Below are 24,535 nucleotides of genomic sequence, written 5' to 3'. Positions count from 1 at the left end.
CGTCCCGTGTTTGGCACAGTGCCCTATCACCCGGTCGTCCGGGCTTTTCCTGCTTTCCCAGCGATGACCGCATGCGCCTGACCACGATCAAACTCGCCGGCTTCAAATCCTTCGTCGACCCGACCACCTTGCATCTGCCGGCCAACATGACCGGCGTGGTGGGACCGAACGGCTGCGGCAAGTCCAACATCATCGACGCGATCCGCTGGGTGATGGGCGAGAGCGCGGCCAGCCGCCTGCGCGGCGACTCGCTCACCGACGTGATCTTCTCCGGTTCCACCTCGCGCAAGCCGGTGGGGCAGGCCACGGTGGAACTGATCTTCGACAACGCCGACGGCACGGTGCAGGGCGAGTACGGCCAGTACGCCGAGATCTCGGTGAAGCGCCAGGTGACGCGCGACGGTCAATCCTTCTATTTCCTCAACGGTGCACGCTGCCGCCGCCGCGACATCACCGACTTGTTCCTCGGCACCGGCCTTGGCCCGCGCAGCTACTCGATCATCGAGCAGGGCATGATCTCGCAGATCATCGAGGCGCATCCCGAGGAGCTGCGCACGCATCTGGAAGAGGCCGCCGGCATCTCCAAGTACAAGGAGCGCCGCAAGGAAACCGAGAGCCGCATCAAGTCCACCCGCGAGAACCTCGACCGCGTGAAGGACGTGCGCGACGAGGTGGACAAGCAGCTCGAACACCTGAACCGCCAGGCCCGCGCCGCCGAGCGCTGGAAGGCCTACAAGGAAGAACAGACCCGCAAGGAGGCCGAGCTGCGCGCACTGGAATACCGCGCGCTGAAGGGCCAGCACGACGGCGAGGGGGCAGGGCTGTCCGCCGCCGAGATCGAGATCGAGAAGCAACTGGCCGGGCAGCGCGAGATCGAAGCGCAGATCGAAGTCATGCGCGAGCGCCACACCGAGGCTGGCGAGCATCTGAATTCGGTGCAGGCCGAGGTCTACAAGGTCGGTGCCGAAATCGCCCGCGTCGAACAACAGGTGCGCCACAACCGCGAAACCGCCGAGCGCCTGCAGCGCGCCCAGGGCGACGCCGAGCGAGAACACACGGAACTGGCCGAACACATCGCCGGTGACCGCAGCCAGGTCGAAACGCTGCGCATGGCGCTGGCCGAGGGCGAACCCAAGCTCGAAGCCCTACAACAGATGCAGGACGACACCGCCGAGGCCCAGCGCGGCGCCGAAACGAAACTCGCCGACTGGCAGCAACGCTGGGACACGCATACCCGCACTGCCGGCGAATCCAACCGCGCCGCCGAAGTGGAGCGCACCAAGCTCAACTACCTCGACCGCCAGGCGATCGACCTTGCCAGGCGCCGCGAAGCGCTGGAAGCCGAGCAGAAGGCCACCGACTTCGCCGCGCTGGACGCCGCCGCCGAGCAGATGCATCTGGAACACGATACCCAGCGCGAGAAGGTGGAGTCGCTGGGCGGCCTGCTCGACCAGCACAAGGGCAGCCACGAGAAGCTGCTGGACGAGGAGCGCCAACTGCAGTCGGCGCTGAACGAAGCGCGCTCGCAGCTGCAGACCGCACGCGGCCGGCAATCCTCGCTGGAGGCCTTGCAGCATGCCGCGCTGGGCCAGGAGGAAAACGCAGCCAGCCAATGGTTGTCGCGCCTTGGCCTCGACAAATCGCCGCGCCTGGGCGAGAAGCTGCAAGTGGAAGCCGGCTGGGAAACCGCGGTGGAAACCGTGCTGTCCGGCTTCATCGACAGTGTGCTGGTGGACGGCGCACACACGCTGGCCGCCGAGTTCGGCGGGCTGGAGAACGCCGACGTCGCCTTGCTCGATGCCGCCGAGGGCGGCGCCAACACCGCCGGCACCCTGGCTGCGCACGTGCGCGGCCCGGCGGCGGCCATCGCCGTGCTCGGCCACGTACTCGTCGCCGAGTCGCTGGACGAGGCGCACCAGCGCGTGACCGGGCTGTCGGCGCTGGCGCCCTACCAGTCGGTGATCACCCGCGGTGGCGAGTGGCTGGGTCCGGGCTGGGCCCGTGTGCGCCGCGCCCAGGGCAATCAGGTTGGCGTGCTGGCGCGCGAGCGCGAGATCCGCACGCTGGCCGAGCAGGTCGCCGCGCTGGAAGCACGCATCGAGGAATGCACGTCGCAGCTCGACGAACTGCGCACGCGCAAGTTCGAGGCCGAGCGCGCCCGCGACGACACCCAGCGCGAGCTGTACAACGCGCACCGTCGCGCGTCCGAGCTGGCTGGCCAGCTGCAGAGCCACCGCGGCAAGCTGGAAACCGCGCGCGCCCGCGGCGAAAAGGTCGCCGGCGAACTGGCCACGCTGATCGAGCAGCTCGACGAATTGCAGACGCAGACGCGCGAGGCTCGCGCGCGGCTGGACGAATCGGTCGGCCACATGGGCGACCTCGAGGACCAGCGCCGCGAGCTGGAGAACGAGCGCCGCGCACTGCTGGAAACCCGCGAGGAAGCGCGCATGAACGCGCGCGAGGCCGCCGACCAGGCGCACGCGCTGGCGCTGTCGCTGGAATCCAAGCGTTCCTCGCTGGCCTCGCTGGAACAATCGCTGGCACGCATGGAGAACCAGCTGCGCCAGATCGAGGCACGCCGCGGCGAGATCGCCGAACAGCTCGCCGCCGGCTCCGACCCCATCGCCGAACTCGAAGCCGAACGGCAGACCTATCTCGACCAGCGCCTGCTGGTGGACAAACAACTGGTGGAAGCGCGCCGGGCGCTGGAGGAATGCGATATCGCTTTCCGCCAGCTGGAACAGCGTCGCCATCTCGCCGAACAGAGCCTGGCCGGCCTGCGCGAAAGCCTGTCCGAGAAGCGTCTCGCCGCGCAGGCGCTGCAGCTGCGCGCCGAGCAGTTGGCCGAGGCGATCGCCGCCTCCGGACTTGAGCTGGAAACCCTGCTCGCGGAGCTGGCCGAGGATGTCGATGCGACGCAATGGAAGCAGCAGCTGGTCGAACTCGGCCAGAAGATCGCACGGCTGGAACCGGTGAACCTTGCCGCGATCCAGGAGCACGCCGAGCAGAGCGAGCGCAAGACCTACCTAGACAATCAGCTCAACGACCTCACCAGCGCGATGGAAACGCTGGAAGGTGCGATCAAGAAGATCGATCGCGAGACACGCGCGCGCTTCAAGGAAACCTTCGACAAGGTCAACGCCGGCGTGCAGGAACTGTTCCCGCGCCTGTTCGGCGGCGGCCATGCCTACCTCGAACTCACCGGCGACGACTTGCTCGACACCGGCGTGGCGATCATGGCGCGCCCGCCCGGCAAGCGTCCGTCCAACATCTCGCTGCTGTCCGGCGGCGAAAAGGCGCTCACCGCGGTGGCGCTGGTGTTCGCCATCTTCAATCTGAACCCTGCGCCGTTCTGCCTGCTCGACGAGGTGGACGCGCCGCTGGACGAAGCCAACGTGGGCCGCTTCTCCGCCATGGTGCGCGAGATGAGCGAGCGGGTGCAGTTCATCTTCATCAGCCACAACAAGGCCACCATGGAAGCCGCCAGCCAGCTGTGCGGCGTGACCATGCGCGAACCCGGCGTGTCGCGTCTGGTGCAGGTGGATCTGGCCGAAGCAGCTAAACTGGCGGGGACTGCCTGAGGCAGCTCCGCCTTCGCATGAACTGAGGAACGGTCCGGCTTCGCCGGACTCACGGATTCGGAAGTTGCCCACAGGCGCTGCCCGAGCTACACGAGGAACCGATGATGACGCTGCAACCCGTGCTTGCCCTTGCCTGGAATCCGGCGGTCGGCATACCGCTGCTGATCGTCGGCGTGGTCGTGCTCGCGCTGATCTGGCTGTTCGGCCAGCCGAAGAAGGAACAGGGTAGGCGACGCATGCCGACCGGGCACGGGCAGGGCGCGCAGGGCGGCGAGCGCCGCGAGCCCACGCTGGGCGAAGCTGGCGACGCGGACGGGCTGTCTTTCAGCGCCACCGATCACGCACTGGCTGACGAGCCGCCGCCACAGCAGGGCGAACTGGATGTCGGCCTGCGTGAAGAACTGGAACGCCTCGGCGCCACGCTGGCCGGCGAACGCAAGCCGGCCGAGTCGCGCAGCAAGCTGGCCGGGCAGGCCGCCTCGATCGTCGACGCGCTGCGCGCGCCGTCGTCGGCCGCGCCCGCACCGCTTGCGGCACCGGCTGCGCCGACGCCTGGCTCCGCCGCACCGGCGCCAGCGCCGCAGGCATCCCGCATGCCGCCGCGTTCCGATCTCGGCCGGCGTCCGCCGCAGGTCGCGGTGGAACGCATCGTCACCTTGTTCGTGATGGCGCGCGAAGGCAGCCACTTCAACGGCTCCGACCTGATCGTGGCCGCCGAGAAGGCGGGCCTCGAATTCGGCGACATGGGCATCTACCACCGCCTCGTCGACGGCAAGCGCGAGCTCGGCCCCATCTTCAGCGTTGCCAACATGCTCAAGCCCGGCAGCTTCGACCTGGCCCGGCTCGACGCGCTGCGTACGCCGGGCCTCAGCTTTTTCATGACACTGCCCGCGCCGATGCCTGCGCTCGATGCCTGGGACACCATGCTGCCTACTGCACAGCGCATGGCCGAACTCCTGGACGGCCAGGTGCTGGACGAAGAACGCAACGCCCTCGGCCGCCAGCGCATCGCGCATATCCGCGACGAACTGCGCGGCTGGGACCGCGACCACGAAGGCGAGGAAATCCACTTCGGGCGCTGAGTCCGTACCCGGGCAAGCCAGCGCTGATTGGCGCTGGCCTCGTCGATGAATCTCGACGGGGCAATCAGCGGTTGTGCCGGGTCCGGGCCAATCGTTGTTCGCGGGGCGGGGCTGCGGCTGAGGCTCTCGAGATGGTGTGTCGGCGTCGCTGACGGTTTGGAAAGAAGCTATGGCGTCGTCGGCGACGACGAGGACGAGGACGAGGACGAGGACGATCCTGACAAGCCGCGGCCACCGAAAGTGGCGGCGCCTCGCAGCCGCCGCCAGGCCAGCAGTCCCGCGCCAAGTGCGAGAGCGAAGATCCCGCAGAGCCACGGGAAGGCATTGCCGATCCGCGTATAGAGCGTGGGCCCGGATCCCAGCGGCAGGTCGGCGACGATCATGGTCAGGCCCGTAGGCGCATCCTGCTTGAGGGCGATCAGACGCCCCTGCGCGTCGCTGGCGAACACCAGGCCGTCATTGGCAGCCCGCACGATCGAGAACCCGCCTTCGACGCCGCGCATCACGGACATGATTCCGTGCTGCCAGCCATCGATGCCCATGTCGCCCGCGGGTACGCCCATCAGGCGGATGCCCTTGGCGGCATCGGCGCGGATGGTGTCGGGGAAATCCATGTCCTTGCAGATCTCCTCGGCACGCCCGTCGCCCAACCAGCCCGAGACATGACCCGGCGTGAGATCGTGCTCGAGGCCCGGCACCGGATGGCGTTTGTCGTAGCGCTGAGTCCTGCCATCGGGCGTGATCGCAAGCGCGAAGTCGGCGGCCGGCGCCACGGCGTGGAAGCCGGCAATGATCTGCACGCCTGTATCCCTGGCGGCAGCAACGAGCCGCGCAACGATCGCGCTCTGTCCGGCAGGAGTCGATACCATGCCGCCTTCCGGCGTAACCACGAATCTGGCGCCTTCCCGGGCAGCCGCGCGGATTTCGCGCGCATAGGTTTCGGCCACCGCGACAGCGGCGGGCACGGTCTTCGCCCGCCAGGCGTCCGATACCGCCGCCTCATCGACGATTCCCGCCACCCGCACCACGTCGGGCTGCGGGCGTGCGAGCCGCACGATACCGAACACCAGGTTGGCCGCACAGATCGCCAGCCCGAGGCCGACTGCGGCCGTGTTCCGTTTGAGCCGCAACGCCATGGCGAGGGTATTCGCAAAAAGGCAGATCAGGAACGTAACGACATACATCCCCAAGAGCGATGCACCCTGGATCAGGACGGGCGCTGACATCGTGCTGTAAGCGAGCGATCCGTAGGTGCCGTTCGGCGACTGCAGTTCAATCAGGAACTCGAAGGCTGTCCAGCAAGCCGGAAACGCAAACAGTGTGAGGAGGGGCGATGCCCGGCGCTGCACGAAGCGCGCAAACCACACCGCGACGCAAAACAGCCCGATATCGACCGTCAGCACCGACGCAAGGACAAGCGGTGGTATGAGGTGAAGGTAGGGGGATTGCAACATATAGCCTGCGCCGCCGAGTAGCGCGATCGCGCTCGCCCCGATTACTTGCCACGTGCGCGTATGGCCGTAGGCGAGCCACAACAGCGGCACGGGCGCGAGCCATATCAGGGCCCAGACATGGTCGTATCCCTGTGAGAGATAAAACATGATGCCGCTCAACACGGCTGCAAGCAGGGTGATCATTCGTTTTTCCCGGACGGTTTGAGGGAATCGAGGAACTGGCGCCGCGCCGCGCGATACAACGCCTTTAACTGTTCGTCGCTCGCGAAACGCCTGGCCCGTTGCATCGACACGAATCCCTGTCCGTAGGCCGCGAGCGCCATGGCGATCCCGAGTGTGGGCTCGTCGCGGAACCGACCATCCGCCTTCGCCTGATCGATGCGCGCCATCGCGAGCGCTATCGCCGGCGAGCGGCCCGCGGCGAAATCATCGGGGAACTGGCGCGCCGCGGGCGCAGGCAGGAAGAACGCCGCGTCGAACCGGTGCGGCTGTGTAAGCGCAAAATCGAGATAGGCCTCCGTGAGCGCCTCCAGCCACTCCACCGGGTCCTGGCTGCGGATGCCGCGAACGATCGCCTCCCACGCAGAGATACCGTCCTGCATGAGGGCGTTGATCAGCTCGTCCTTGTTCTTGAAATGGCGGTAGAGCGCCATCGGCGAGAGGCCCGCTTGCTGGGCGACCCTGCGGATCGTCAGCCCCTCGAAGCCCACCGATTCGAGCACGGCTTTCGCGGCCGAGAGTATGCGGTCCTTGGTCATGCGTACACAGTACACGTGAGAGTACTAAGTACACAAGTGGGTCTCGCGGCCCAGGGACCGACTGTGGCCGAAACCCGGAACAGGACAACAGGCCGCCTATCAGGCGGGGCAGGTGGCGAACTCTGGAAGCGGCGGTAGCTCGATGGCCACACCGACCCGCGCACACGGTCAATGTTGGGCAGGGTGATTCAGGGTTGGCTATCGGGGGTAGCTAAACGGCGACGCTCCGTTATGTGTCTTAAGACGCATACGGTGCATCACACCAAATTCTTGACTGAATGCGCACCCGTGGTGGCGCCTGCTCGAACACGTGCCGATTCCACGCCGGACGCGTCGCGGCATGGCTGGGCTCCGTTGAGCTATCGCCCGCACCGCGGGCGTGCACGCATGCTGTTCGATGACGCTACAGCGTGTTCGAGCGCACAATCGCCGCCGCCGCGTAACCGCCGGTCAACCTGCACGGAAGTTTCGTTATCGTCGATTGAACGTCCCGCCGGCTCAGTCTGCACGGTGTGTCTTCCACCATTCGAAGATGGCCTCAGCCAGGGACGCTACACGCGTGAAGGCAGACGCTGGGTTGGTCAGCTCTTCGCCGATCCCTTCGAACACGTCGAGTTGGTAATACTGAGCCAGGGTTCGCCCGCTTTCGCTCAGGCTGCTGAAGGTGACGAAGCCATGGTAGATGAAGGCGTGTCCGTGCCCGCCATGGCTGGCCGACAAGTCGATGCGGGTGAGCGCCGCCTGGCGCACCAGTGGCAGCGAGATCGCGCTGGTGTGGCATTTCAGCTCCAGACCAACCAGGTGCGGCAAGCTGGCAGCGCCTGCCACCCAGGCTTCGCGGTCTTGCTTGTGCAGCAAGCAGATGTCCAGTTCGTGATCTACCTGGCTGGCACCGGTGAACTGCAGCGAATTGTGCAGCTCGAAGGCGGTGCCGTCCGGCGTTTCGAGCATGAGGAAACCTGGCGCCTGGCCGCCTTTGCGCCGCAGCTTGGCTGGCGATCCGCGAAACACGATACGCTCGCCTCGCCGTACCGGCTGGTAGCTGCCCGTATACCAGGCGGCCCGGCCCTGCAGCAGCTCGCTGAGGTCCGCACCCAGTGCCAGCAGGATCCAGGCTTCATATACCTTGCCCTTGTCGTTCAGCGTTGCGTCGTCAACGCCGGCATCGGCGAATCGATCGGCTGCATCCCCGATGGCGGCGGTGGCTGCACGGATGACCTCGTCCAGATCGTTTCTAGGCATATATGTCGCCGAAAACCAGCTCGCGCTCCAGACCGCCAGGCGAGGGGTTGCTTGGCGTGCCTTCGGTAGGTGTCGAAGTGGGTGGGCCGAAAGCGTTGCGGATATCCCGTAATGCCTCTTCGAGAATCAGCAAGGCCTTTTCCACGCTTGCTCGCTCGGTGACCAGCACCGCGGGGCTTAGTGGAAGCGTATGCCCGTCTTCGTCTGGCGTGCCAGCATCGAACCGCAGCAGCATGTTGTCTTCGGGACCGATGCCGAGAATCTGGGGAGCGAGTCGATCCAGGATGTCGAAATGCGCTCGAAGCGGGAGTACGATCATCGACTCCAGCAGGTCGGTCGTCATAAGCACTGCTTCGGGGGAATTACCCTTCAGATCGGTCAGCCTTACGCGGCTTCGGATATCCGCTGCGGTATCTGGGAAACGCTTGCCGATGGCGTCCACGAGCAACCTGGAATACGTCCCCTTGTCCATGGCTGAACGACCCTGATTGAGGAGATATCGCCGACGATACCACCACCACCCGACCTGTCAGGCGATGGCGTCCTAAATGGTGGATACGGGTGCATGACGGCAAAAGCGCGCGGCCAAAGGCCAGTCTGCTCAAGCGGTGTTTGGGGACCGAACGCCACGGCGTTTCAGGTAGGCGCTAGCCAGCCGCGCGATGCGTAGAGCTTTAGGGGGGCGTAATGCCGAAAAATATTGTCATTTGCTGTGACGGCACCGGCAATCAGATTGATAACACCATTTCGAACGTGCTCAAGCTGTACCGAATTCTCGAAAAGGGCGATCGTCAACGCGTTTATTACAGTCCGGGCATAGGGACCATTGGCCAGCAGAACGCTTGGCAACGCTTCAAGCAAAAGGCACGAGGTGTATTTGGTCTAGTAACTGGCTATGGGCTCGATGACGATGTACTGGGCGCCTACCGCTTCTTGAGCCAAACCTACGAGAAGGGCGACAAAGTCTGGCTCTTCGGGTTCAGCCGCGGCGCCTACACGGTTCGCGTTCTCGCGGCTTTTCTCCATGTGATAGGTCTTCTGCGGCCTGATCAACTCAATCTGGCCGGATACGCTCTGACGGCTTTCAAGAAATCGAGCGCCGACAGCCACCGCGCAAGTCCTGGAAAATCCGAGAGCGACAAGATTGGAACTGGCAACGAAGGCCTAAGTACAGAACTTGAGGATGCTTGGCATTTCAGCCGTGTCGCTGGTGGCAAGACGATTCGTATCGAGTTTGTGGGAGTATGGGATACCGTTGCTTCAGTCATCATTCCCCGCAAGGACACGTTTCTGCCTGACCTGCAAACACTGCGCTTCACGCGGACGAATTCAAGCGTCAAGACTTTCCGACATGCGATGGCGATTGATGAGCGCAGGAGAATGTTTCGATTGAATGCCTGGAAGGAGGGGCAACCCTATCGACCGGTCCCCTTTATTCCTGCTTCGGAAATTCCTCAAGATATCCTTCAGGTTTGGTTCGCAGGCGTCCACGCCGATGTTGGCGGAGGCTATCCCGAGTCCGAAAGTGGCCTTTCAAAGTATCCACTTCTTTGGATGATCGAAGAGGCCCATGCCAAAGGCCTTCTTATCCATCGTGCGATGGTGAATCATCTCGTTCTTGGCCGCCCAAGGAAGGGCAGCAACCATACATATGTGGAGCCAGATGCAGCGGCAAAACTACACGTGTCGATGACTGCCGGATGGAAGCCCCTCGAATGGTTACCCAAGAAGTCCAAGTGGCGGGAGTGGAAGCAGCGCCGTTCGGTGCTCGGATGGTACTTGCCGTGCGCTGAGCCGCGCGTCATCCCGGAAGGAGCATTCATCCATCGAACCGTATTTGAGCGGATCGAGCGACTACCGGACTATCGACCGGTGAATCTGCCATCCGAGTACCAGGTGGCTCAGTGACCCGAGATAGAGGCGCCGGAGGAGTAGGGGACAGCTACATCCCAAGAAGGCTCCGTGAGGGCGGCCGAGCCCTATCGACATGTCTTTTGTAGTATGCGGAGTGGGTCGTCTGATTCCTTTCCAAGGGGGAGACCATGTCCAAAGGATTCTCGGCAGAAGCGTTGGCAGGACCCATTCGCGATCGACGCCTTCAAGCGATGGACGACGTCACCGCCGCCGGTCTGATCATTGGGGAAAGTCACGACAATCCGCATGGGCGCGGACTGGCGGCCAATTTGATCGCGGCCGGACGAGTGGATGACTTGTTCCTGGAGATCGCCGACATGCCCATTGCCACGGCATTTGACTCGCATCCGCCAGCCGGGGGCCACGCGACCTTGGGCGCGTGGTTGAACAGTCTGGCCGGTACCGACATCCGTACGAACGCACACTGGGCCCGATTCAAGGAAGAGTGGAGCTTGGCCCTCTTTCGGTACGACCGTCACGAGCAACGTCCCGAAGGGAATCCAGCCACCATGGTGCGGTTGATCGAAATGGCGGTGCAACGCGGTGTGCGCGTGCACCTGGTCGATGACGAATGCACCCTCCAGGGGCGGGGGAACCAGATGGCCGTGCGCAACAGGACCATGGCCCAAAACATCACAGCGGCGACCGCCGGGAATCCCTCACGCTCGCGCTGTCTGTTTCTCGTAGGTGCCGATCACCTTGCTAGTCCTCAATTGACCGGTTTGAACATGCGCGTGATGAAGGACCTCGAGCGCCCGTCGTAGCGCTTACTGCCGTACGTTCTCACTGCGTAAGGTTCTGTGCGCTGGAACTATGTTGATTGCCGGTTCGCGCAACCGCGGGGTGTGTAGCTGCTACATCATGGTGATTAACGACCGTTATCGTGGGTAGTCATCCAACGGTCCCACGGGGGATCGCCGGCGAACTCCTGTTGCAGGAACTCCGTGAACGTGTGGACCTTCGCGGACACGAATCGACGCGTCGGGTAGATGATCAGGGCGTCGGTATGCGGCGGTCGCCATTTCGGCAGCAGCGACACCAGGTCGCCGCGCGCCAGATCGTCGCCGACGATGAAGGTGGGCAGCATGACGATTCCTTGTCCTGCCAGCGCAGCACTGCGCAGCAGGTCACCGCTGTCGGCACGGAAGTCTCCGTGAACGCGAATGGTGACGACGCCGTCCGCGCCTTCGAGCGGCCAGCGACCCTCGAACCCTCCGCTCGGCAGTGTCAGGCAGTTGTGTTCCGCCAGCTCCTGCGGCGTGCGTGGCGTGCCGTGGCGTTTGAGATAACCGGGAGCCGCGCAAACCGCCAGCCGCACCACCGTCAGCGGACGTGCCACATAGGTGGGCGGAATCTCCAGCGATAGGCGCAGGGCGAGATCGAAGCCTTCCTCGATCAGGTCGACGCGACGATCCGTGGCATGCACTTCGAGTTCCACCTCCGGGTACTTCGTGCGGTAGCGGGGAAACAGGTCGGCCAGATGGCGAACGCCGAACGAGAGCGGCACGCTGATGCGCAGCCGCCCCCGAGGTGTCGTCGTGGCCGAACCGACCTCGGCTTCCGCTTCCTGCAGATCGGTCAGCAATTGCGTAGCGCGTTCGATGAAGCGGTGGCCGGCATCCGTCAGGTGAAGCCGGCGCGTCGTTCGTTGCAGCAGGCGCGTGCCGAGGTGCTCTTCGAGCTCGGCGATCAGCCGTGACACCGAGGTGGTCGACATGCCGAGCTTCTCCGCGCCGCGCACGAAGCTGCCGGCTTCGACCACTTTCGAGAATGCCTGCATCGAGAGGAATCGGTCCATTGGATTGTCCTGTATGACGGGATAAATATTGCCATGAAGAGCTATTTATCCGCCAATCCGGGATGCTTAGCATGTCTCCACCGTTTCACCCACCCACTGGAGATCGCCATGAACGCTTCCACCTTTGCTTCCGCGAAGACCGACACGAAATTTGTTCCCACGAAAACCGACACGAGCACCACGTCCTCCCGCGTCACGCTGCGCGATACCGCCGAACTCGGCGGCCGCATCCTTCTGTCATCGTTGTTCGTGCTCTCTGGCCTGAGCAAGATCGGCGCCTACACCGCCACCATGGCCTACATGTCCGCCATGGGCGTTCCCGGCGCTTTGCTTCCGGTGGTGATTGCCACCGAGCTGCTCGGCGGCCTGGCCATCGCCTTCGGCTGGAAGACGCGGGTAGTGGCGTTCCTGCTCGCCGGTTTTACCTTGCTGACGGCACTCACGTTCCATACCCACCTGGCCGATCAGATCCAGATGATCATGTTCATGAAGAACGTGTCGATAACCGGCGCCTTCCTGCTGCTGACGGTCAATGGCGCAGGCCGGCTCAGCCTCGACGGCAAGTCACGCTGATACCTCACACCCATTCCATCATCAGTCCATCGGGAGACATCTCATGAGCTACGCCATCATCGGGTCGGGCGCCATCGGCGGCGCCCTCGCCAAGCAGTTCGCCCGCAGCAAGATCAAGGCCGTGATTGCCAATCGTCGTGGACCGGCCTCGCTGAAGGATGCTGTGCAAGCCTTCGCTCCTGCCGTAAGCACTACAGAAATCACCGATGCACTGAATGCAGACGTGATCATCCTCGCCGTCCCGTTCGGGGCGACGGAGGAGGTCGCCAAGTTGCGCAGTGACTGGACCGGCAAGATCGTGGTGGATGCCACCAACGCGATCGAGTTTCCTGCCTTCAAGCCGCTGGATCTGGGTGGGCGTCCCTCCAGCCAGGTCGTGGCGTCGCAGTTCAAGGGTGCCAAGGTCGTCAAGGCGTTCAACACGCTGCCGGCGGCGGTGCTCGCGGATGAGCCGCGCCGCAGCGACGGCCATCGCACGATCTTCGTTTCCGGCGACCACGCCGATGCCAACGAGCAGGTCGCCTCGCTCGCCACCTTGCTGGGCTTCAGTCCCATCACCCTGGGCCGTCTTGCAGAAGGCGGTTTGCTGCAACAGTTCGGTGGCCCGCTGACGATGCACAGCCTGATCCATCAGCAGGCCTGAGTCATGAGCAGCTCAACGCAAACCCATGAAGGACGGACCGCACTGGTGACCGGCGCGGGGCAGGGCATCGGTCAAGCGATCGCCATGGCACTGGCAAAACGCGGGGCGCGAGTGATCGCGACCGATCTCACGCCCCCCAACGCCACCGTCGGAAAAATCGGTTCGAACGCATTCGCGCTGCAGCTCGACGTCACGCAGGAAGAGGATTGGCGTTCGGTATTTCTGCAGAGCCGTGAGATCGGCGACGTCGATATCGTCGTGAACAACGCGGGCTATTTCCCCAATCGGCTGATCGACGAGCTGGACCTGCCGACGTGGCGAAGGACGATGGCCACGAACCTGGACTCGCACTTCCTCAGCGCGAAGTATTTCCTGCCGGCGATGAGGAAGAAGAAGTGGGGCCGCTTTGTCGGCATCTCGTCGAACATGGTGGGTCTGGCCATACCCGGCATGAGCCATTACATCGCGTCGAAAATGGCGATCATCGGATTCATGCGGGGGCTGGCCAACGATGTCGCCAGCGATGGCATCACCGCGAACGCGCTATTGCCCGGCCTGATCAATACGCTGGCGACCGCAGCGCAATCGGATGAGCAGAAGCGCTCGACCTGGGAGCAGCAGGCGATCAAGCGACTGGGCGAGCCCGAAGACATCACCGGCGCGGTGCTGTTCCTGACCAGCGACGATGCGGCCTTCATGACCGGGCAGGCCATCGTCGTGGATGGCGGTCAGTATCGCGTCGGTTAAGCGCCGGTGCGCGTTTTCGCGGGAAATCTGCAGCAAGAAACCTGACTCTCGACCTGCCAATCGAGCTGCACCTAGCGACTGGGCACCTGCATGGCATGACCAGCTCCGGATGACGTGGTGATCGAGCCCGGACATGACGCGGCAGCATGCAGACTGCCGTTGATGGCAGCCCGGTCGCGTTGAATCCCTTGTTCAATGGTTGCCCACAACAGTCCGCGAGCGGCGCAATCGGCGCCGTAATCGAAAAGCCGCCGCAAGCTCTCCGGACGGAAATCGGCAAAGCTGTGACCCGGATAGTCTGCGGGTATCACCGTAACCCGAAGCCGCATGTGGTGCTCTCGGGTCACGCTGTCGACCAGGGCAAGCGTTTCCTTCGTCTTGTACATCAGTTGTGCCGAGAAGCTCCTGCCGAGAAGTTCGGGGGTCTCAAGCGACGACTCACGAGGCGGGCTGGCCAGTTGGCTGTTGACGATCACGTACACGTTCGCCCCGTTCAGTTGATCGAGACTCGTCGAGACGACGTCGGCGACCAGCGGGGTGATGAACAGCGGCGTGGTCACGCTGCCATCCACATGCAGTTCGTCGTAGGCATGAACCCCGTCGCTGACATGGATGATCACCGGCGGGAACATGCCCGGCACGCTTGCGGAGGCGACAAGCACATCACGGAACAGCTTCCGGGCCGCATCGCCACCGTGCGCTGCAATGGCGCCCATGTCCCAAAGCACCGTTTCCTGCTTGTCGAGATCGGTCGTGGCGACAATCAACCTTCGACCCTTCGCGGTTTCGGCCGCCACGGCAGCGATCATCCGCGGCGTGACGAAGTGGTCCACGAGCTCATAAAGCCGACCATGGCTTCCCAGGCCGGAGGGGAAAACAAGTCGCGCCAGAAAGCTCGTCTTCGGCGAATGGATCAAGTCGCTACGCTCACCTCCGAATGCATCCTGCAGGGCGGGGTCCCACGACGATCCCAAAAACGCAAACGAAGCGATCAGGGCGCCGGCACTCACTCCGGTGACCAGCTGGAAGTCCGGCCGCTGGTGCCCTCGCGTCAAGCCGGCAAGGGCACCTGCACCAAATGCACCGCCGGATCCGCCTCCCGACAGCGCGAGGATATTCACCGGACCGCCGTGTGCGGCTTGGCGCAATCCCTGGATGATGGGCGGCGAAATGGTGGCGAAGCGCCGCCGGTCCGTGGTGACGATACGTATGCTGGGATCGAAGCCGACCGGTGCAGTGTTCGAGATGAGTGTGGGGGGCGGCGGCTTGCGACTTTGAGTCACGCAGCCGGCGAGGGTAATCAGGCATGCTAGGCAAAGAAGCGACTTGACGATATGCATGGATGTCCCCCCGAACCTGCAACCCGCTTGACGTCGAGACGGAATGCGGCCTGATCACGCGCTTGAGTCGCTGCAGTCTAGTGCTGGCTCGATCGCAGGCGAAAGCCCGGTCATCGTCTTCCGCAAACAGGGAGGTCATTGGGGCGTTTACCACTTTGAACGCTCAGAGGCCGAAGGCGACGCCTACCAACAGCATCGTTTCCCCGCGGTTGGGCTCGTGAAGCGAGCCGTTGGAGATGTGGCGAATCTGGAAGCTGAAGTGTTCGCCCTGCCAACCGATGGTACTGGCGAATTCATAGGCGCTGCTAAGAGCCTGCGTTCGACCACTATGCAGCACGGGTTGAAAGCCGAAGAACAGCCGTCGGTACCAGTCACCGGCATCGCCATAATGGAGACGTACTCCGCCCGCGATCAGTCCGATGGAGCCCTTCGTCGTGTAGCGGTCGTGCCTGAAGCGTCGAACAGCGCGGCCATCGATCCAGCCCAGTGACACGTCCGGCGACCAGGTAAAGCGGCTGGAACCGATACGCTGTTCCTTGAAGACACTCTCGACGAACACGGCAGCCGTGCTGTGGCTGTCCATGTAACTCGGACCGACCTGAATCTCCCAGCGGGTTGCCGCCATCGCAGGAAGCGCAGGAACTGCAAGGGCAAGCGCGAGGAGACCACGAAGGCACACGGCATGGCGGCGATGGTGCATGAGTGAGGCGTTGGGGATGAGGTGAAGAGGGTGGGTGTCAGTCCGACAGGTCGGCTTGGTGTCTCGGCTCATGGCGTTTGCCCCGACGTATTGCTGTCAGGTACATCATCCGTTCGTGCGAGTGCCGCTGTATTTCACGAATTGACCGCGCGTTGGATCAACGTGCTTGCAGCATCAGATCTCTTCCAGAGAGAAGAGTGGAAAGCTGCATGTGGGTCGGACGTCCATACACACTTTTGAGTCATGCCAATTCTTCCTTCGAGTCGAAAACTCTACCCAGAGGGAGGCTTCGAAACTTTCTCCATGTGCGTACCGTTGGGATGGGGGTGCAACTCTATCCAGGATGCCTCACCCATCCGGTTGAAAGAGACGACTATGTATGAAGGTGCGTTCGGCGAGAGGCTAGGGCGTTCATTCCGGATCAGCAGTCCGCCCACGCTGTTGAGTCAGACAAGGCGAGGAAGTCGGCTCGCAGTGACGGAGCTGCGCATCGACAAGACGAGCTATGGCATGACCTCGCCCATGGGGAGCGACGATGCCTACCTGGTCTGTTTGAACTTCCGCATGCAGACCGCGCACGAGTTGTGGTGCGACGGCCGATCTGTTTGTTCGATGGCCTATGAGGCGGGCACGACCTATCTCCTGGATTTGCGCCGGGATCCATTTGCCTACATCGGCGATCCGCTGCATTCGCTGTATTTCTACATGCCGCGGCGTGCTATCGGTGAAGTCAGCGAGGATCTCGGGGGTTCGAGTGTTGGTGATATCGCGCTGCAGCCGGGCGAATGCATCGAGGACTCCATCATCATGAGCATCGGCCAGGCACTGCTGCCGATCCTCCGCAATCCTTCGACGTTTCATCAGCCGCTCGTGGACCACCTTCTTCAGGGCCTGTGCGCCTATCTGGCCTCGAATTTCGGTGGGCCCTCGACCGCGAGCAGCATGGTCAAAGGCACCCTCGCTCCATGGCAACAGCGGCTTGTCACGCAGATGATGCGTGAGCGGCTTTTTGAAGGCATATCGGTCGCCGAGCTCGCGGAAGCCTGTGGCTTGTCCGCGGGAGCGCTGGTAAGAGGATTCAAGAAGAGTACCGGCGTTCCGCCGCATCAATGGCTGCTATCGCGCAGGGTGGATCTGGCGCTTGAGCTCATGGCGGATCCCGACGCCTCACTGGCAGACGTCGCCTTCGATGCCGGCTTTTCCGATCAAAGCCATTTCAGTCGCGTGTTCACGCAAAAGATGGGAGTGACGCCTGGCCTGTGGCGCAAGTCCCTGGCATTTGGTAGGAAAGTGGAGGCCGCTTAGTTGCCTGAAGGCGCCATGCCACTGCGGACAAGCCTAGGGCAACGAATCCAGGAAGCCCCGCTTGACGGCGATCATCACGGCATGGGTGCGGTCTTCCGCACCCAGTTTCGCCATGATGCTTTTCATGCGCGCCTTGACCGTATCTTCCGTGATGTTCAACGCCTCGGCGATTTGACGATTGCTGCGTCCCTGGGCCACCAGGGAGAGCACGACGATCTCGCGATCGGTCAGTCCTTCGCGACCCGCGTGGCTTGCGATTTCCTGGGCCACCTCGGGAGCCACGATATGGCGGCCGGCCAGTGCGCTGCGTATCGCCTTGATGATTTCCTCGCGGCGGGCCGTTTTCAGGAGGTAGGACGTGGCGCCGAGCGTGAAGGCCCGGATCACCCGGGCGTCGCCGGGGAAGGTCGTCAGCACGATGATCGTCGCATCGGGAAATTCGCTGCGAATGGTTGTAATGGCTTGCAGGCCATCCATGACAGGCATCTGGAGGTCGATCAACATCACGTCAGGAAGCAGCTTTCGAAATTGCTCGACCGCTTCCTTGCCATCGGAAGCTTCGCCGGTGATTTCCATATCGGGTTCCTGCTCGACGACCGCTCTCAGCCCATCCCGCATGACGGGGTGGTCGTCGACGACGAGGATCCCGAATCGGTCTTTGGTCACGTTCAAATAGGTCACCCGTTTTCTGTCGCCAGCGCCGAAAACAAGGGCATGAGCGGGATCCTCACTTTCTCCCCAGCGTCCCGACTATGCGCTGACGGGAGGGGCAGTTCAATGCTCGAAAGTGTATTTTTCAGCCCGGCGCGCTTTGGGTATTGCTCGCCGTTTCTTCGTCCACGCGTTCATCCCGCCACAAACGCATCGATGTCATTTGGAGAAAAACACACTCCAGTGCAAGAACCTTCAAGAAGAAGATCGACGCTGCGCGTAGCGTAGCTTTCAGGAAAGTTTGATCAATCGGTTTTTGCCCGTCACTCCTGCGAAAGCAGAGATGACGAGGAAAATCAGAGCTTCCTTCACTGGTCCACGATGGGGACTGCATGATGACGACGCGACTTTGTGCGGTGACGCGGGACAAATTGCGGAACAGCACCAGGCCCTTCGATGGTTTGCCAACCACGGACTTCTGGAGTGTCTTGCGATTGGCCAGGGGGATCGATCACGACCAGGCGCGGGTACGCGATTGGTATCTGACCGTGGGGATCCGCGAACTCGGTGGCAAGACGGCCCGGGAGCTGGTCCAGACGGGCGAGGCCGACCTCGTCATGGGCTTTCTGCGGTCGATCAGGCACGGCTATCGCGATTGATCCCGAAGGGAGCGCACATGAGAAACAGCAACCCGTTCGAAGCAGTGAGTGCGCAGCTCGAAGAGGCTCATTCCATGAAGGAGCGAGTCGCCTTCGCGGCGTTTTCGATCCTTGAGGAGCACCTCAAGGATTTCTCCAGCATGCTGATAAGCGGCTTTGGCGACCGATCGCGCGCGGCACGATGGATGTGCATGCATCACAGGGCGCTTGAAGGCCGGAACGCCTATCAGGTCATCGCCGATGGCGAGGCTGATCGGCTTTGGGAGGAGGTGGCGCGTACTTGCGGTCTGTCGGACTGATCCAGTTACGTGTCCATGAAGGAGTGAGTTTTCATCCTTCGTCGTCAGCTTTGTCCAAGAATGGAACGGTATCGGGTGCCATAGTCGCCTCGATGGTTCCCTCATCGAGACGTGCTTCGTCGTGTGCAACATAGGGACGGTGCGGCGCCAGTGATCCGAGGGCCAGTCGCCATGGCATCAACTAATCCCCTGGGGCAGCCACATGAAAAGCACGTTTTTTGTACCGATTACCCCCCGCGGCCTGTCGACGATCGCACCGACACCGCCCTGGCATTATTCAGGCGACTTCCTCGTCATTGATTTCTGGAGCGATCCGAAGGCCGCGGCAGCTGTCCTCCCCGAGGAACTGGAGCCTGACCACAAGGCGGAGGGGCACGCGCAAGCCTATTTCGTGGATTGGCAATTCACGGGAGAGAACGACGAGTTCCTGGATCCAGCGCGCTACCAATATCGCGAGTTCTTCATCCTGGTCGATGCGCTGTACGAGGGCAGGCCGGTCGCGTTTTGCCCCTACATTTTCGTCGACAACGATTCGGCCATTGCGCGCGGCTGGGCACAAGGCTTCCCGAAGCGGCGAGGCGAAATCTTCCAGACGCGCGACTTCGCGGCACACAGCATGGCGGCGCCCAGGCTCGCGCGCGGCAGCCGTTTCGGGGCGTCCGCATCGACGGCAGGCCAGCGCATTGCAAGAGGAATCGTGACGCTGGACAGCGAGGTCACGAACCTGGCCGCCCTGGGCTCGCGGCCCACCGTCAACCTGCGTCACTTTCCGCGACTGGCGGCAGGCGATCGGAAACGCCCAGCCGTACATGAGCTGGTGGAGTCCGTCATGGACAACTTCACGGCTGCCAACGCCTGGAGCGGCAAGGGCGAGTTGAGCTTGCCCGTCTGCGAGAACGAAGAGATCTCCGATCTCGCGCCCGTGCGTTGCGGCAACGGCTATCGCATGTCCGTGTCGTATTCGGTCACCGACCTCAAGACCCTCGTCGACCATTCGTCGAAATGACCCTGCTCGTTCTACCGACATGAAGCCATGGCCATGGGAAACATGCCCGTGATCGTCAAGCGTCTTCCGGCCCTTCTCTCCGGGTTGGCGCTGACGTGGTTGGTGATCCGGATACCCGGTGAATACGCCCATGCGAGCGTATGGCTCATGCCGACGGTGGCGGCATGCTTCGCGTTCGCCACATGGTTCGTGCTCATGTATCGCGACATGGCCCAGGCCTTGAAACCAAACGGCTCAGGTCAACGACAATCCAGGCCCCTGTGCATGGCCGACGCACTCGATGCCGTCGGCCATGTCTGCATCGGCGCCGGCATCCTGAGCGCGTTGATACAGGCGATTTCCAGCCCGGCGCATTGCAGCTGGCAGCTTCCGCTGGCCATGGGTGTCGGTATCTCGGCCGGCGCGAAGGTCTGGCAAAAGATGCCTGCGCAGAGTGCTGCGGGAGGATCCAGGACCCTTCCGAGATCTACTGTCAATTGACGGCATGCCATGCATACCTTGTGAGCTCTGTTCGACTCGATTGAGCAGCTGCGGGGAATGGCCGCGTTCGCTATGGACATGCAGCCATGCGCGTCCGAAGATGGTGCCGCTGACAGCACTCCCATGTAGAAACTGGCGCATGTCGCCGTGGGATGGTCTGAATGGCTCGTCATCCCGGCGAAGGCCGGGGCGACGAGAAAAACAACGCTTTCAACCTCGCCAACGGCGTACAGGGAGTCATCCCGCATGATGATCGGTGGTCATTTCGTGCAGGAAAAGGTTGAAAGGGGTTCACTCCATGTCGTGTCGTAAGTGGAGCTTGGCTCAAGCAGCCTGCGGGTGGCTGCTGGCTGCCGTCATCCTTTTGCTGTCACGACAGGTCCACGCTCAGCAGCGGCCATGGACGCTCGATCGTTACCAGCATGTTGCATGGACCGGCAAGAACGGTGCGCCCACTGGGGTCGCCGCATTAGCGCAGACGTCGGATGGCTACTTGTGGATTGGCACCGACCACGGCCTGTATCGCTTTGACGGCGCGCGCTTCGAGCGCATTGAAGGACTGCCAGGAGAATCGACTTCAGGGCGGCCCGTCTTCGGCTTGCACGCCAGTACTGACGGTGGCCTATGGATCAGTTACGAATTCGGCGACGTAGGCTTTCTCAAAGACGGGCATATCACTGAGTACGGTGCAAAAGCCGGGCTTCCAGGGCATGGCCAAATTGAAGGATTTGCCGAGGACCAGCATGGTGCGATTTGGCTTTACGGTTCCGGAGGTCTCTACACAATCGTCGGAGGGCATTGGAAAAAGATTGGCAGCGATGCTGGACTCAAGGGTAACTACGCGACTTTTCTGTTCATCGCGCGTGATGGCTCTTTTTGGGTGGGTACTCCTGAAGAGCTGTTTTACCGTGCCGCGAATGCCAGGCAGTTCGTGCCTCTGGAACACGAGGGGTCCGTGAGTGACATCGTGCAAGCCCCCGACGGCAGCATATGGGTCGCACACTTGCGCGGCGCCATTGAACGCTGGAAAGCCGGCATGACGGCGCCGATTCGGGATACTGGAAGCATACTGACGACCTCCGTAGGACGTATCCAATTCGATCATCAGGGTGGCCTTTGGATCAATGGACTGGGCGACGGGGTACGTCATATCGCCTCCATTGCGATCGATCAACACACCGACCTGTCAGCACTGAACTCAATGACTGAGCTGTTCAACAGCTCCAACGGCCTCAGTGGCGACTATGCGTGGCCCCTGCTGGTCGATCGGGAGGGAAACATTTGGGTCGGTACCGGCGCTGGCGTAGACCGATTCAGCCGCAGCAATTTCGCCCCAGCCCCGTTCCCATCGGGAACCCACGATTTCGCATTGGCCGCCGGGGCAGATGGAGCGATCTGGACGGGAAGCTCTTCAAAGCCGGTCATGGAACTCAAAGACTCGCGGGTCAAGACGTTTGAGGTACCACCCTACACGCTTGCGGCATACGCGGATCGCGACGGTGTGGTCTATATCGGAGGGCGCGGCGACATATGGAAGATGAGCGAAACAGGCGCCAAGCATCTGGCAAGTCGCCCTGGTCCCAATATGGTGGGATTGGTCCTGGCAATAACCAAGGACTTGCATGGCACGTTGTGGGTATCGATCGGTGGCCCATCAGCATCGGGACTGTATACGTGGGCAAGCGGCGAGTGGAAGAAATCGTCCATCAGCGGCACGCCGCGCGTCGATTTTACCGACGATTCAGGACGGGTCTGGTTGGGCTACAGGGACAATCGGATCGTTGTCGTTGATGGGGGCAACGTCACCACGTTGGGCCCCGATCAAGGCGTGACGATCGGCGATGCGAAGGCCTTCCAACAGGATGGTCGCCGTTTGTGGATAGGGGGTAGCAACGGCCTGGGTTACATGGATGGGCGGCGTTTGCAGGTGGTGGGGCTGGCTGATGGTGGCTCGCTGAAGAACGTCACGGGGATCGTGTTCTCGGCACAGGGCGACTTGTGGGTTCACTCGCTGGATGGCGTCTTCCAATTGCCCGCAAAGGACGTGCGTCAAGCTGAGAAAAATCCGTCGTATCCGATGCATTTTCGAAAGTTCGACACGCTGGACGGGCTGCCTGGCTCCCCGGCATTGCAATTTCCGCTGCCGTCGGTCGTCAAGAGTACCGACGGAAGACTCTGGTTCGCGACCAGCAACGGCGTCGTCTGGCTCGACCCCGCGCAATTGATCTCCAATCCCTTGCCGCCTCCCGTGGTGATCGATTCGATCGAGGCGGACGGCAAGACCTATGTGCCGCGAGATGGGTTGACCTTGCCGGCGCATACCGAGAATCTTCGTATCACTTTTTCCGTGCTGGGCCTGACCAGGCCGGAACGCGTGGATGCAAGGATTCGCATGCACGGCCTGAGCGACGGTTGGCGGGATGTTGGCCAGCAACGCGAGGCCAGCTATTCGCATCTCGGCCCCGGGCACTACCGTTTCGATGTCATCGGAGCCAATGAAGACGGTGTCTGGAACAACGTGGGCGCAAGCGTCGGAATCCGCATAAGACCCGCTTTCTATCAGACGGTTTGGTTCATGGCGCTCTGCGCGTGCCTGGCAGCTCTCGCGCTTTGGCAAGCGTTCGCATTTCGCATGCGCCAGGTCAATCGTCGGCTGCGCGCTCGCCTGGAAGCGCAGCACGCGGAGCGGGAACGGATCGCGCGCGATTTGCACGATACGCTGCTGCAGAGCTTTCCCGGGCTGTTGATGAAAATGCAGGCTGGCGTGGATCGACTCCCGGAAGATGCGGCCGAGCGGCAGTTCCTGGATCAAGTGCTGGATCAGGCGCGCGGGATCATGGTGGAGAGCAGGGATCGCGTGTCCCGGTTGAGATCCGAAGAATACGGCAACCTCGCCGAGGCTCTATCAGGCCTTGCCCATGAACATGCAGGCCGCCCCGGGATGACGTTGAACATATCGGTCGATGGCCGCGAACAAAACCTGAAGAAGGGAGTTTTCGAAGAGGCCTCCTTCATCCTGAAGGAGGCCGTGAGCAACGCCAATGAGCATTCCGGTGGAACCTTGCTGTCCGTGCAGCTTGACTATCGTCCCGATGCACTGGTGCTGGAGGTGCATGACAATGGCAACGGCATCGACCAAGCCATTCTGGACGCCGGCGAGAAGCCGGGGCACTGGGGCCTGATGGGCATGCGCGAGCGCGCCAAGCAGATGTCGGCGAAGCTTTCCATCGAGTCTCAGCCTGGCAATGGAACTCGCGTCACGCTCTGTATTCCCGGGCGTATCGCTTACGCAACACCTCTGAAGACAGGTCGTTTCTTCCGATCCAGGCGCCATGCGACTGATGCATGAAGCGGCGCGCAAGAAGCGTGATCCGTTTCTTCCCAAGGTTCCGGCCAAGTAGCTCACCCGAGGTTAACCCGCCGGGGCGAGTCTCTCCAGGAAATCCATCTCCAACTCGCCTTCATGGGTTTCGGCGCCGACTTTCAGTGCCTCCTTCACGCGCACTTGCGACACCTCGCTGGCGACACTCAAATCCGACTCATGGGCTTCCACTAGCAGCCCTTCTGCCAGGGAGCCAAATGCTCCCCTGTCCACGGCCGCCTTGACGTGAGCGATGGTATGCGCCGGAAACGAGGCGATACGGCGGGCCAGTTTCTCGACAAAAGGCGTCAGCTCGTCCGCCGGCAACGCCCGATTGATGTAGCCGTAAAGCTCTGCCAACTCCGCCGGGAAATCATTGCAGCTCAGGAGTACCTCCAAGGCGCGTCCCCGTCCCATGGCCCGTGGCAATCGCTGCGTGGCGCCGCCGCCCGGAACCAACCCGACCGCGACCTCCGGATGGCCAAAGACCGCTTTGCCCAGGGCGGCAAAACACATGTCCGCAGCCAGCGCGATCTCGCTACCGCCGCCCCGGCATCGGCCTTCGATCTTGGCAATGGTGACCTTGGGCATGTTCCTGAACCGCTCGCCGATCATCTGCGTCAGGCGAAAGCTGCGCGTATGCGACACCAGTTTGGAAGCGGCGCCGACCCGGCCCAAACCGGAGTGGGCTATGAAGAAGTCGGGGAGGGCGCTCTGCAAGACGATGACCCGGACGCTCTCGTCGATTTCGAGCTCCCTGCCGAGTTTGTCGAATTCCGGCGACAGAACCTCGTCGAGAAGGTTTATCGGCGGGTGATTGATGCTGACGAATGCGACCCCGGAGTCGAACGAGAGCTGGAAACATTTGTAGTCGGAATATGGCATGAGGTGGCTCCTTTTCGGTGATCGCTTCAGTGACGCCCGATTTCAGCAGGATCCATT

Annotated in this window: 23 protein-coding genes; 13 read left to right on the top strand and 10 right to left on the bottom strand. The window is 62.4% G+C overall.

From position 1 onward, the window contains the following. Positions 1-71 precede the first annotated feature (71 nt). Together smc and zipA are read left to right on the top strand one after the other, a co-directional pair. Positions 72-3,581 (top strand): chromosome segregation protein SMC, encoded by a 3,510-nt coding sequence (gene smc, locus ISP14_RS16680; RefSeq protein WP_404542005.1) that lies wholly within the window; start codon positions 72-74, stop codon positions 3,579-3,581. Positions 3,582-3,685: 104 nt separating this feature from the next. Next, the gene (gene zipA, locus ISP14_RS16675) at positions 3,686-4,663 is read left to right on the top strand and encodes a cell division protein ZipA (RefSeq protein WP_404542003.1); all 978 of its coding nucleotides are present in this window, start codon (positions 3,686-3,688) and stop codon (positions 4,661-4,663) included. A gap of 167 nt (positions 4,664-4,830) precedes the next feature. Here zipA and ISP14_RS16670 read toward each other — a convergent pair whose 3' ends face one another. The 4 genes from ISP14_RS16670 to ISP14_RS16655 all read right to left on the bottom strand — a co-directional run bounded on the left by ISP14_RS16670 (position 4,831) and on the right by ISP14_RS16655 (position 8,589). Continuing rightward, on the bottom strand, positions 4,831-6,300 hold the full coding sequence (locus tag ISP14_RS16670; protein ID WP_404542001.1) for a nitrilase-related carbon-nitrogen hydrolase: 1,470 nt from the start codon (positions 6,298-6,300) through the stop codon (positions 4,831-4,833). After that, positions 6,297-6,875 (bottom strand): TetR/AcrR family transcriptional regulator, encoded by a 579-nt coding sequence (locus tag ISP14_RS16665; RefSeq protein ID WP_404541999.1) that lies wholly within the window; start codon positions 6,873-6,875, stop codon positions 6,297-6,299. The genes ISP14_RS16670 and ISP14_RS16665 overlap by 4 nt, the downstream gene beginning before the upstream one ends. Before the next feature lie 498 nt (positions 6,876-7,373). Beyond that, the gene (locus ISP14_RS16660) at positions 7,374-8,117 is read right to left on the bottom strand and encodes a hypothetical protein (protein WP_404541996.1); all 744 of its coding nucleotides are present in this window, start codon (positions 8,115-8,117) and stop codon (positions 7,374-7,376) included. Then, positions 8,110-8,589 carry a hypothetical protein gene (locus ISP14_RS16655; RefSeq protein WP_404541994.1) on the bottom strand — a complete coding sequence of 160 codons (480 nt, stop codon included), beginning with the start codon at positions 8,587-8,589 and terminating at the stop codon, positions 8,110-8,112. The genes ISP14_RS16660 and ISP14_RS16655 overlap by 8 nt, the downstream gene beginning before the upstream one ends. A 215-nt stretch (positions 8,590-8,804) precedes the next feature. Between ISP14_RS16655 and ISP14_RS16650 the strand changes: the two genes are divergently transcribed. Both ISP14_RS16650 and ISP14_RS16645 read left to right on the top strand, forming a co-directional pair. Beyond that, a complete protein-coding gene (locus ISP14_RS16650) occupies positions 8,805-10,025 on the top strand; it encodes a T6SS phospholipase effector Tle1-like catalytic domain-containing protein (protein WP_404541992.1) in 1,221 nt (406 codons plus the stop codon). Positions 10,026-10,159: 134 nt separating this feature from the next. After that, the gene (locus ISP14_RS16645) at positions 10,160-10,795 is read left to right on the top strand and encodes a hypothetical protein (RefSeq protein ID WP_404541990.1); all 636 of its coding nucleotides are present in this window, start codon (positions 10,160-10,162) and stop codon (positions 10,793-10,795) included. Between the two features lie 104 nt (positions 10,796-10,899). On the opposite strand, the gene ISP14_RS16640 is transcribed toward ISP14_RS16645, so the two are convergent. Next, positions 10,900-11,829 carry a LysR family transcriptional regulator gene (locus ISP14_RS16640; protein ID WP_404541988.1) on the bottom strand — a complete coding sequence of 310 codons (930 nt, stop codon included), beginning with the start codon at positions 11,827-11,829 and terminating at the stop codon, positions 10,900-10,902. A 108-nt stretch (positions 11,830-11,937) separates the two neighbouring features. Here ISP14_RS16640 and ISP14_RS16635 point away from each other — a divergent pair, with 108 nt between their 5' ends. From ISP14_RS16635 to ISP14_RS16625, 3 genes are read left to right on the top strand one after another with little or no spacing between them, the layout of a single operon-like run. Further along, positions 11,938-12,402 carry a DoxX family protein gene (locus ISP14_RS16635; protein WP_404541986.1) on the top strand — a complete coding sequence of 155 codons (465 nt, stop codon included), beginning with the start codon at positions 11,938-11,940 and terminating at the stop codon, positions 12,400-12,402. Positions 12,403-12,445: 43 nt separating this feature from the next. After that, positions 12,446-13,045, top strand: a complete 600-nt coding sequence (locus ISP14_RS16630) for an NADPH-dependent F420 reductase (RefSeq protein WP_404541983.1) — start codon at positions 12,446-12,448, stop codon at positions 13,043-13,045. A 3-nt stretch (positions 13,046-13,048) separates the two neighbouring features. After that, positions 13,049-13,792, top strand: coding sequence for an SDR family NAD(P)-dependent oxidoreductase (locus tag ISP14_RS16625; RefSeq protein WP_404541980.1), 744 nt, complete (start codon positions 13,049-13,051; stop codon positions 13,790-13,792). Positions 13,793-13,863: 71 nt separating this feature from the next. Here the strand turns inward: ISP14_RS16625 and ISP14_RS16620 are convergent, their stop codons facing one another. Together ISP14_RS16620 and ISP14_RS16615 are read right to left on the bottom strand one after the other, a co-directional pair. After that, positions 13,864-15,132, bottom strand: coding sequence for a patatin-like phospholipase family protein (locus tag ISP14_RS16620; RefSeq protein WP_404541978.1), 1,269 nt, complete (start codon positions 15,130-15,132; stop codon positions 13,864-13,866). Positions 15,133-15,295: 163 nt separating this feature from the next. After that, positions 15,296-15,904, bottom strand: coding sequence for an acyloxyacyl hydrolase (locus tag ISP14_RS16615; protein ID WP_404541975.1), 609 nt, complete (start codon positions 15,902-15,904; stop codon positions 15,296-15,298). A 402-nt stretch (positions 15,905-16,306) separates the two neighbouring features. Here ISP14_RS16615 and ISP14_RS16610 point away from each other — a divergent pair, with 402 nt between their 5' ends. Next, complete coding sequence (locus tag ISP14_RS16610) at positions 16,307-17,137, top strand: helix-turn-helix domain-containing protein (protein ID WP_404541973.1); 831 nt, start codon at positions 16,307-16,309, stop codon at positions 17,135-17,137. Between the two features lie 33 nt (positions 17,138-17,170). Here ISP14_RS16610 and ISP14_RS16605 read toward each other — a convergent pair whose 3' ends face one another. Together ISP14_RS16605 and ISP14_RS16600 are read right to left on the bottom strand one after the other, a co-directional pair. Further along, positions 17,171-17,809, bottom strand: coding sequence for a response regulator (locus ISP14_RS16605; protein WP_404541971.1), 639 nt, complete (start codon positions 17,807-17,809; stop codon positions 17,171-17,173). A 124-nt stretch (positions 17,810-17,933) separates the two neighbouring features. Beyond that, entirely contained in the window at positions 17,934-18,233 is a 300-nt protein-coding gene (locus ISP14_RS16600) for a hypothetical protein (protein WP_404541967.1), read from the bottom strand. A 49-nt stretch (positions 18,234-18,282) separates the two neighbouring features. Here ISP14_RS16600 and ISP14_RS16595 point away from each other — a divergent pair, with 49 nt between their 5' ends. The 5 genes from ISP14_RS16595 to ISP14_RS16575 all read left to right on the top strand — a co-directional run bounded on the left by ISP14_RS16595 (position 18,283) and on the right by ISP14_RS16575 (position 23,581). Further along, positions 18,283-18,447 (top strand): hypothetical protein, encoded by a 165-nt coding sequence (locus ISP14_RS16595; protein ID WP_404541963.1) that lies wholly within the window; start codon positions 18,283-18,285, stop codon positions 18,445-18,447. 17 nt (positions 18,448-18,464) lie between these two features. Continuing rightward, positions 18,465-18,746, top strand: a complete 282-nt coding sequence (locus ISP14_RS16590; protein WP_404541961.1) for a hypothetical protein — start codon at positions 18,465-18,467, stop codon at positions 18,744-18,746. A gap of 202 nt (positions 18,747-18,948) precedes the next feature. Continuing rightward, on the top strand, positions 18,949-19,752 hold the full coding sequence (locus ISP14_RS16585; RefSeq protein WP_404541958.1) for an acetoacetate decarboxylase family protein: 804 nt from the start codon (positions 18,949-18,951) through the stop codon (positions 19,750-19,752). 48 nt (positions 19,753-19,800) lie between these two features. Continuing rightward, positions 19,801-20,232 (top strand): hypothetical protein, encoded by a 432-nt coding sequence (locus ISP14_RS16580; protein WP_404541956.1) that lies wholly within the window; start codon positions 19,801-19,803, stop codon positions 20,230-20,232. Between the two features lie 280 nt (positions 20,233-20,512). Next, entirely contained in the window at positions 20,513-23,581 is a 3,069-nt protein-coding gene (locus tag ISP14_RS16575) for a sensor histidine kinase (protein WP_404541955.1), read from the top strand. Between the two features lie 63 nt (positions 23,582-23,644). Here ISP14_RS16575 and ISP14_RS16570 read toward each other — a convergent pair whose 3' ends face one another. Further along, positions 23,645-24,478 (bottom strand): enoyl-CoA hydratase/isomerase family protein, encoded by an 834-nt coding sequence (locus tag ISP14_RS16570; protein WP_404541953.1) that lies wholly within the window; start codon positions 24,476-24,478, stop codon positions 23,645-23,647. Positions 24,479-24,535 lie beyond the last annotated feature (57 nt).

It is taken from the genome of Dyella agri, assembly GCF_044904705.1.
Taxonomy (GTDB): domain Bacteria; phylum Pseudomonadota; class Gammaproteobacteria; order Xanthomonadales; family Rhodanobacteraceae; genus Rhodanobacter_A; species Rhodanobacter_A agri.
Note: the sequence above shows the minus strand (reverse complement) of the source record. Positions and strands in the feature narration are given on the sequence as shown.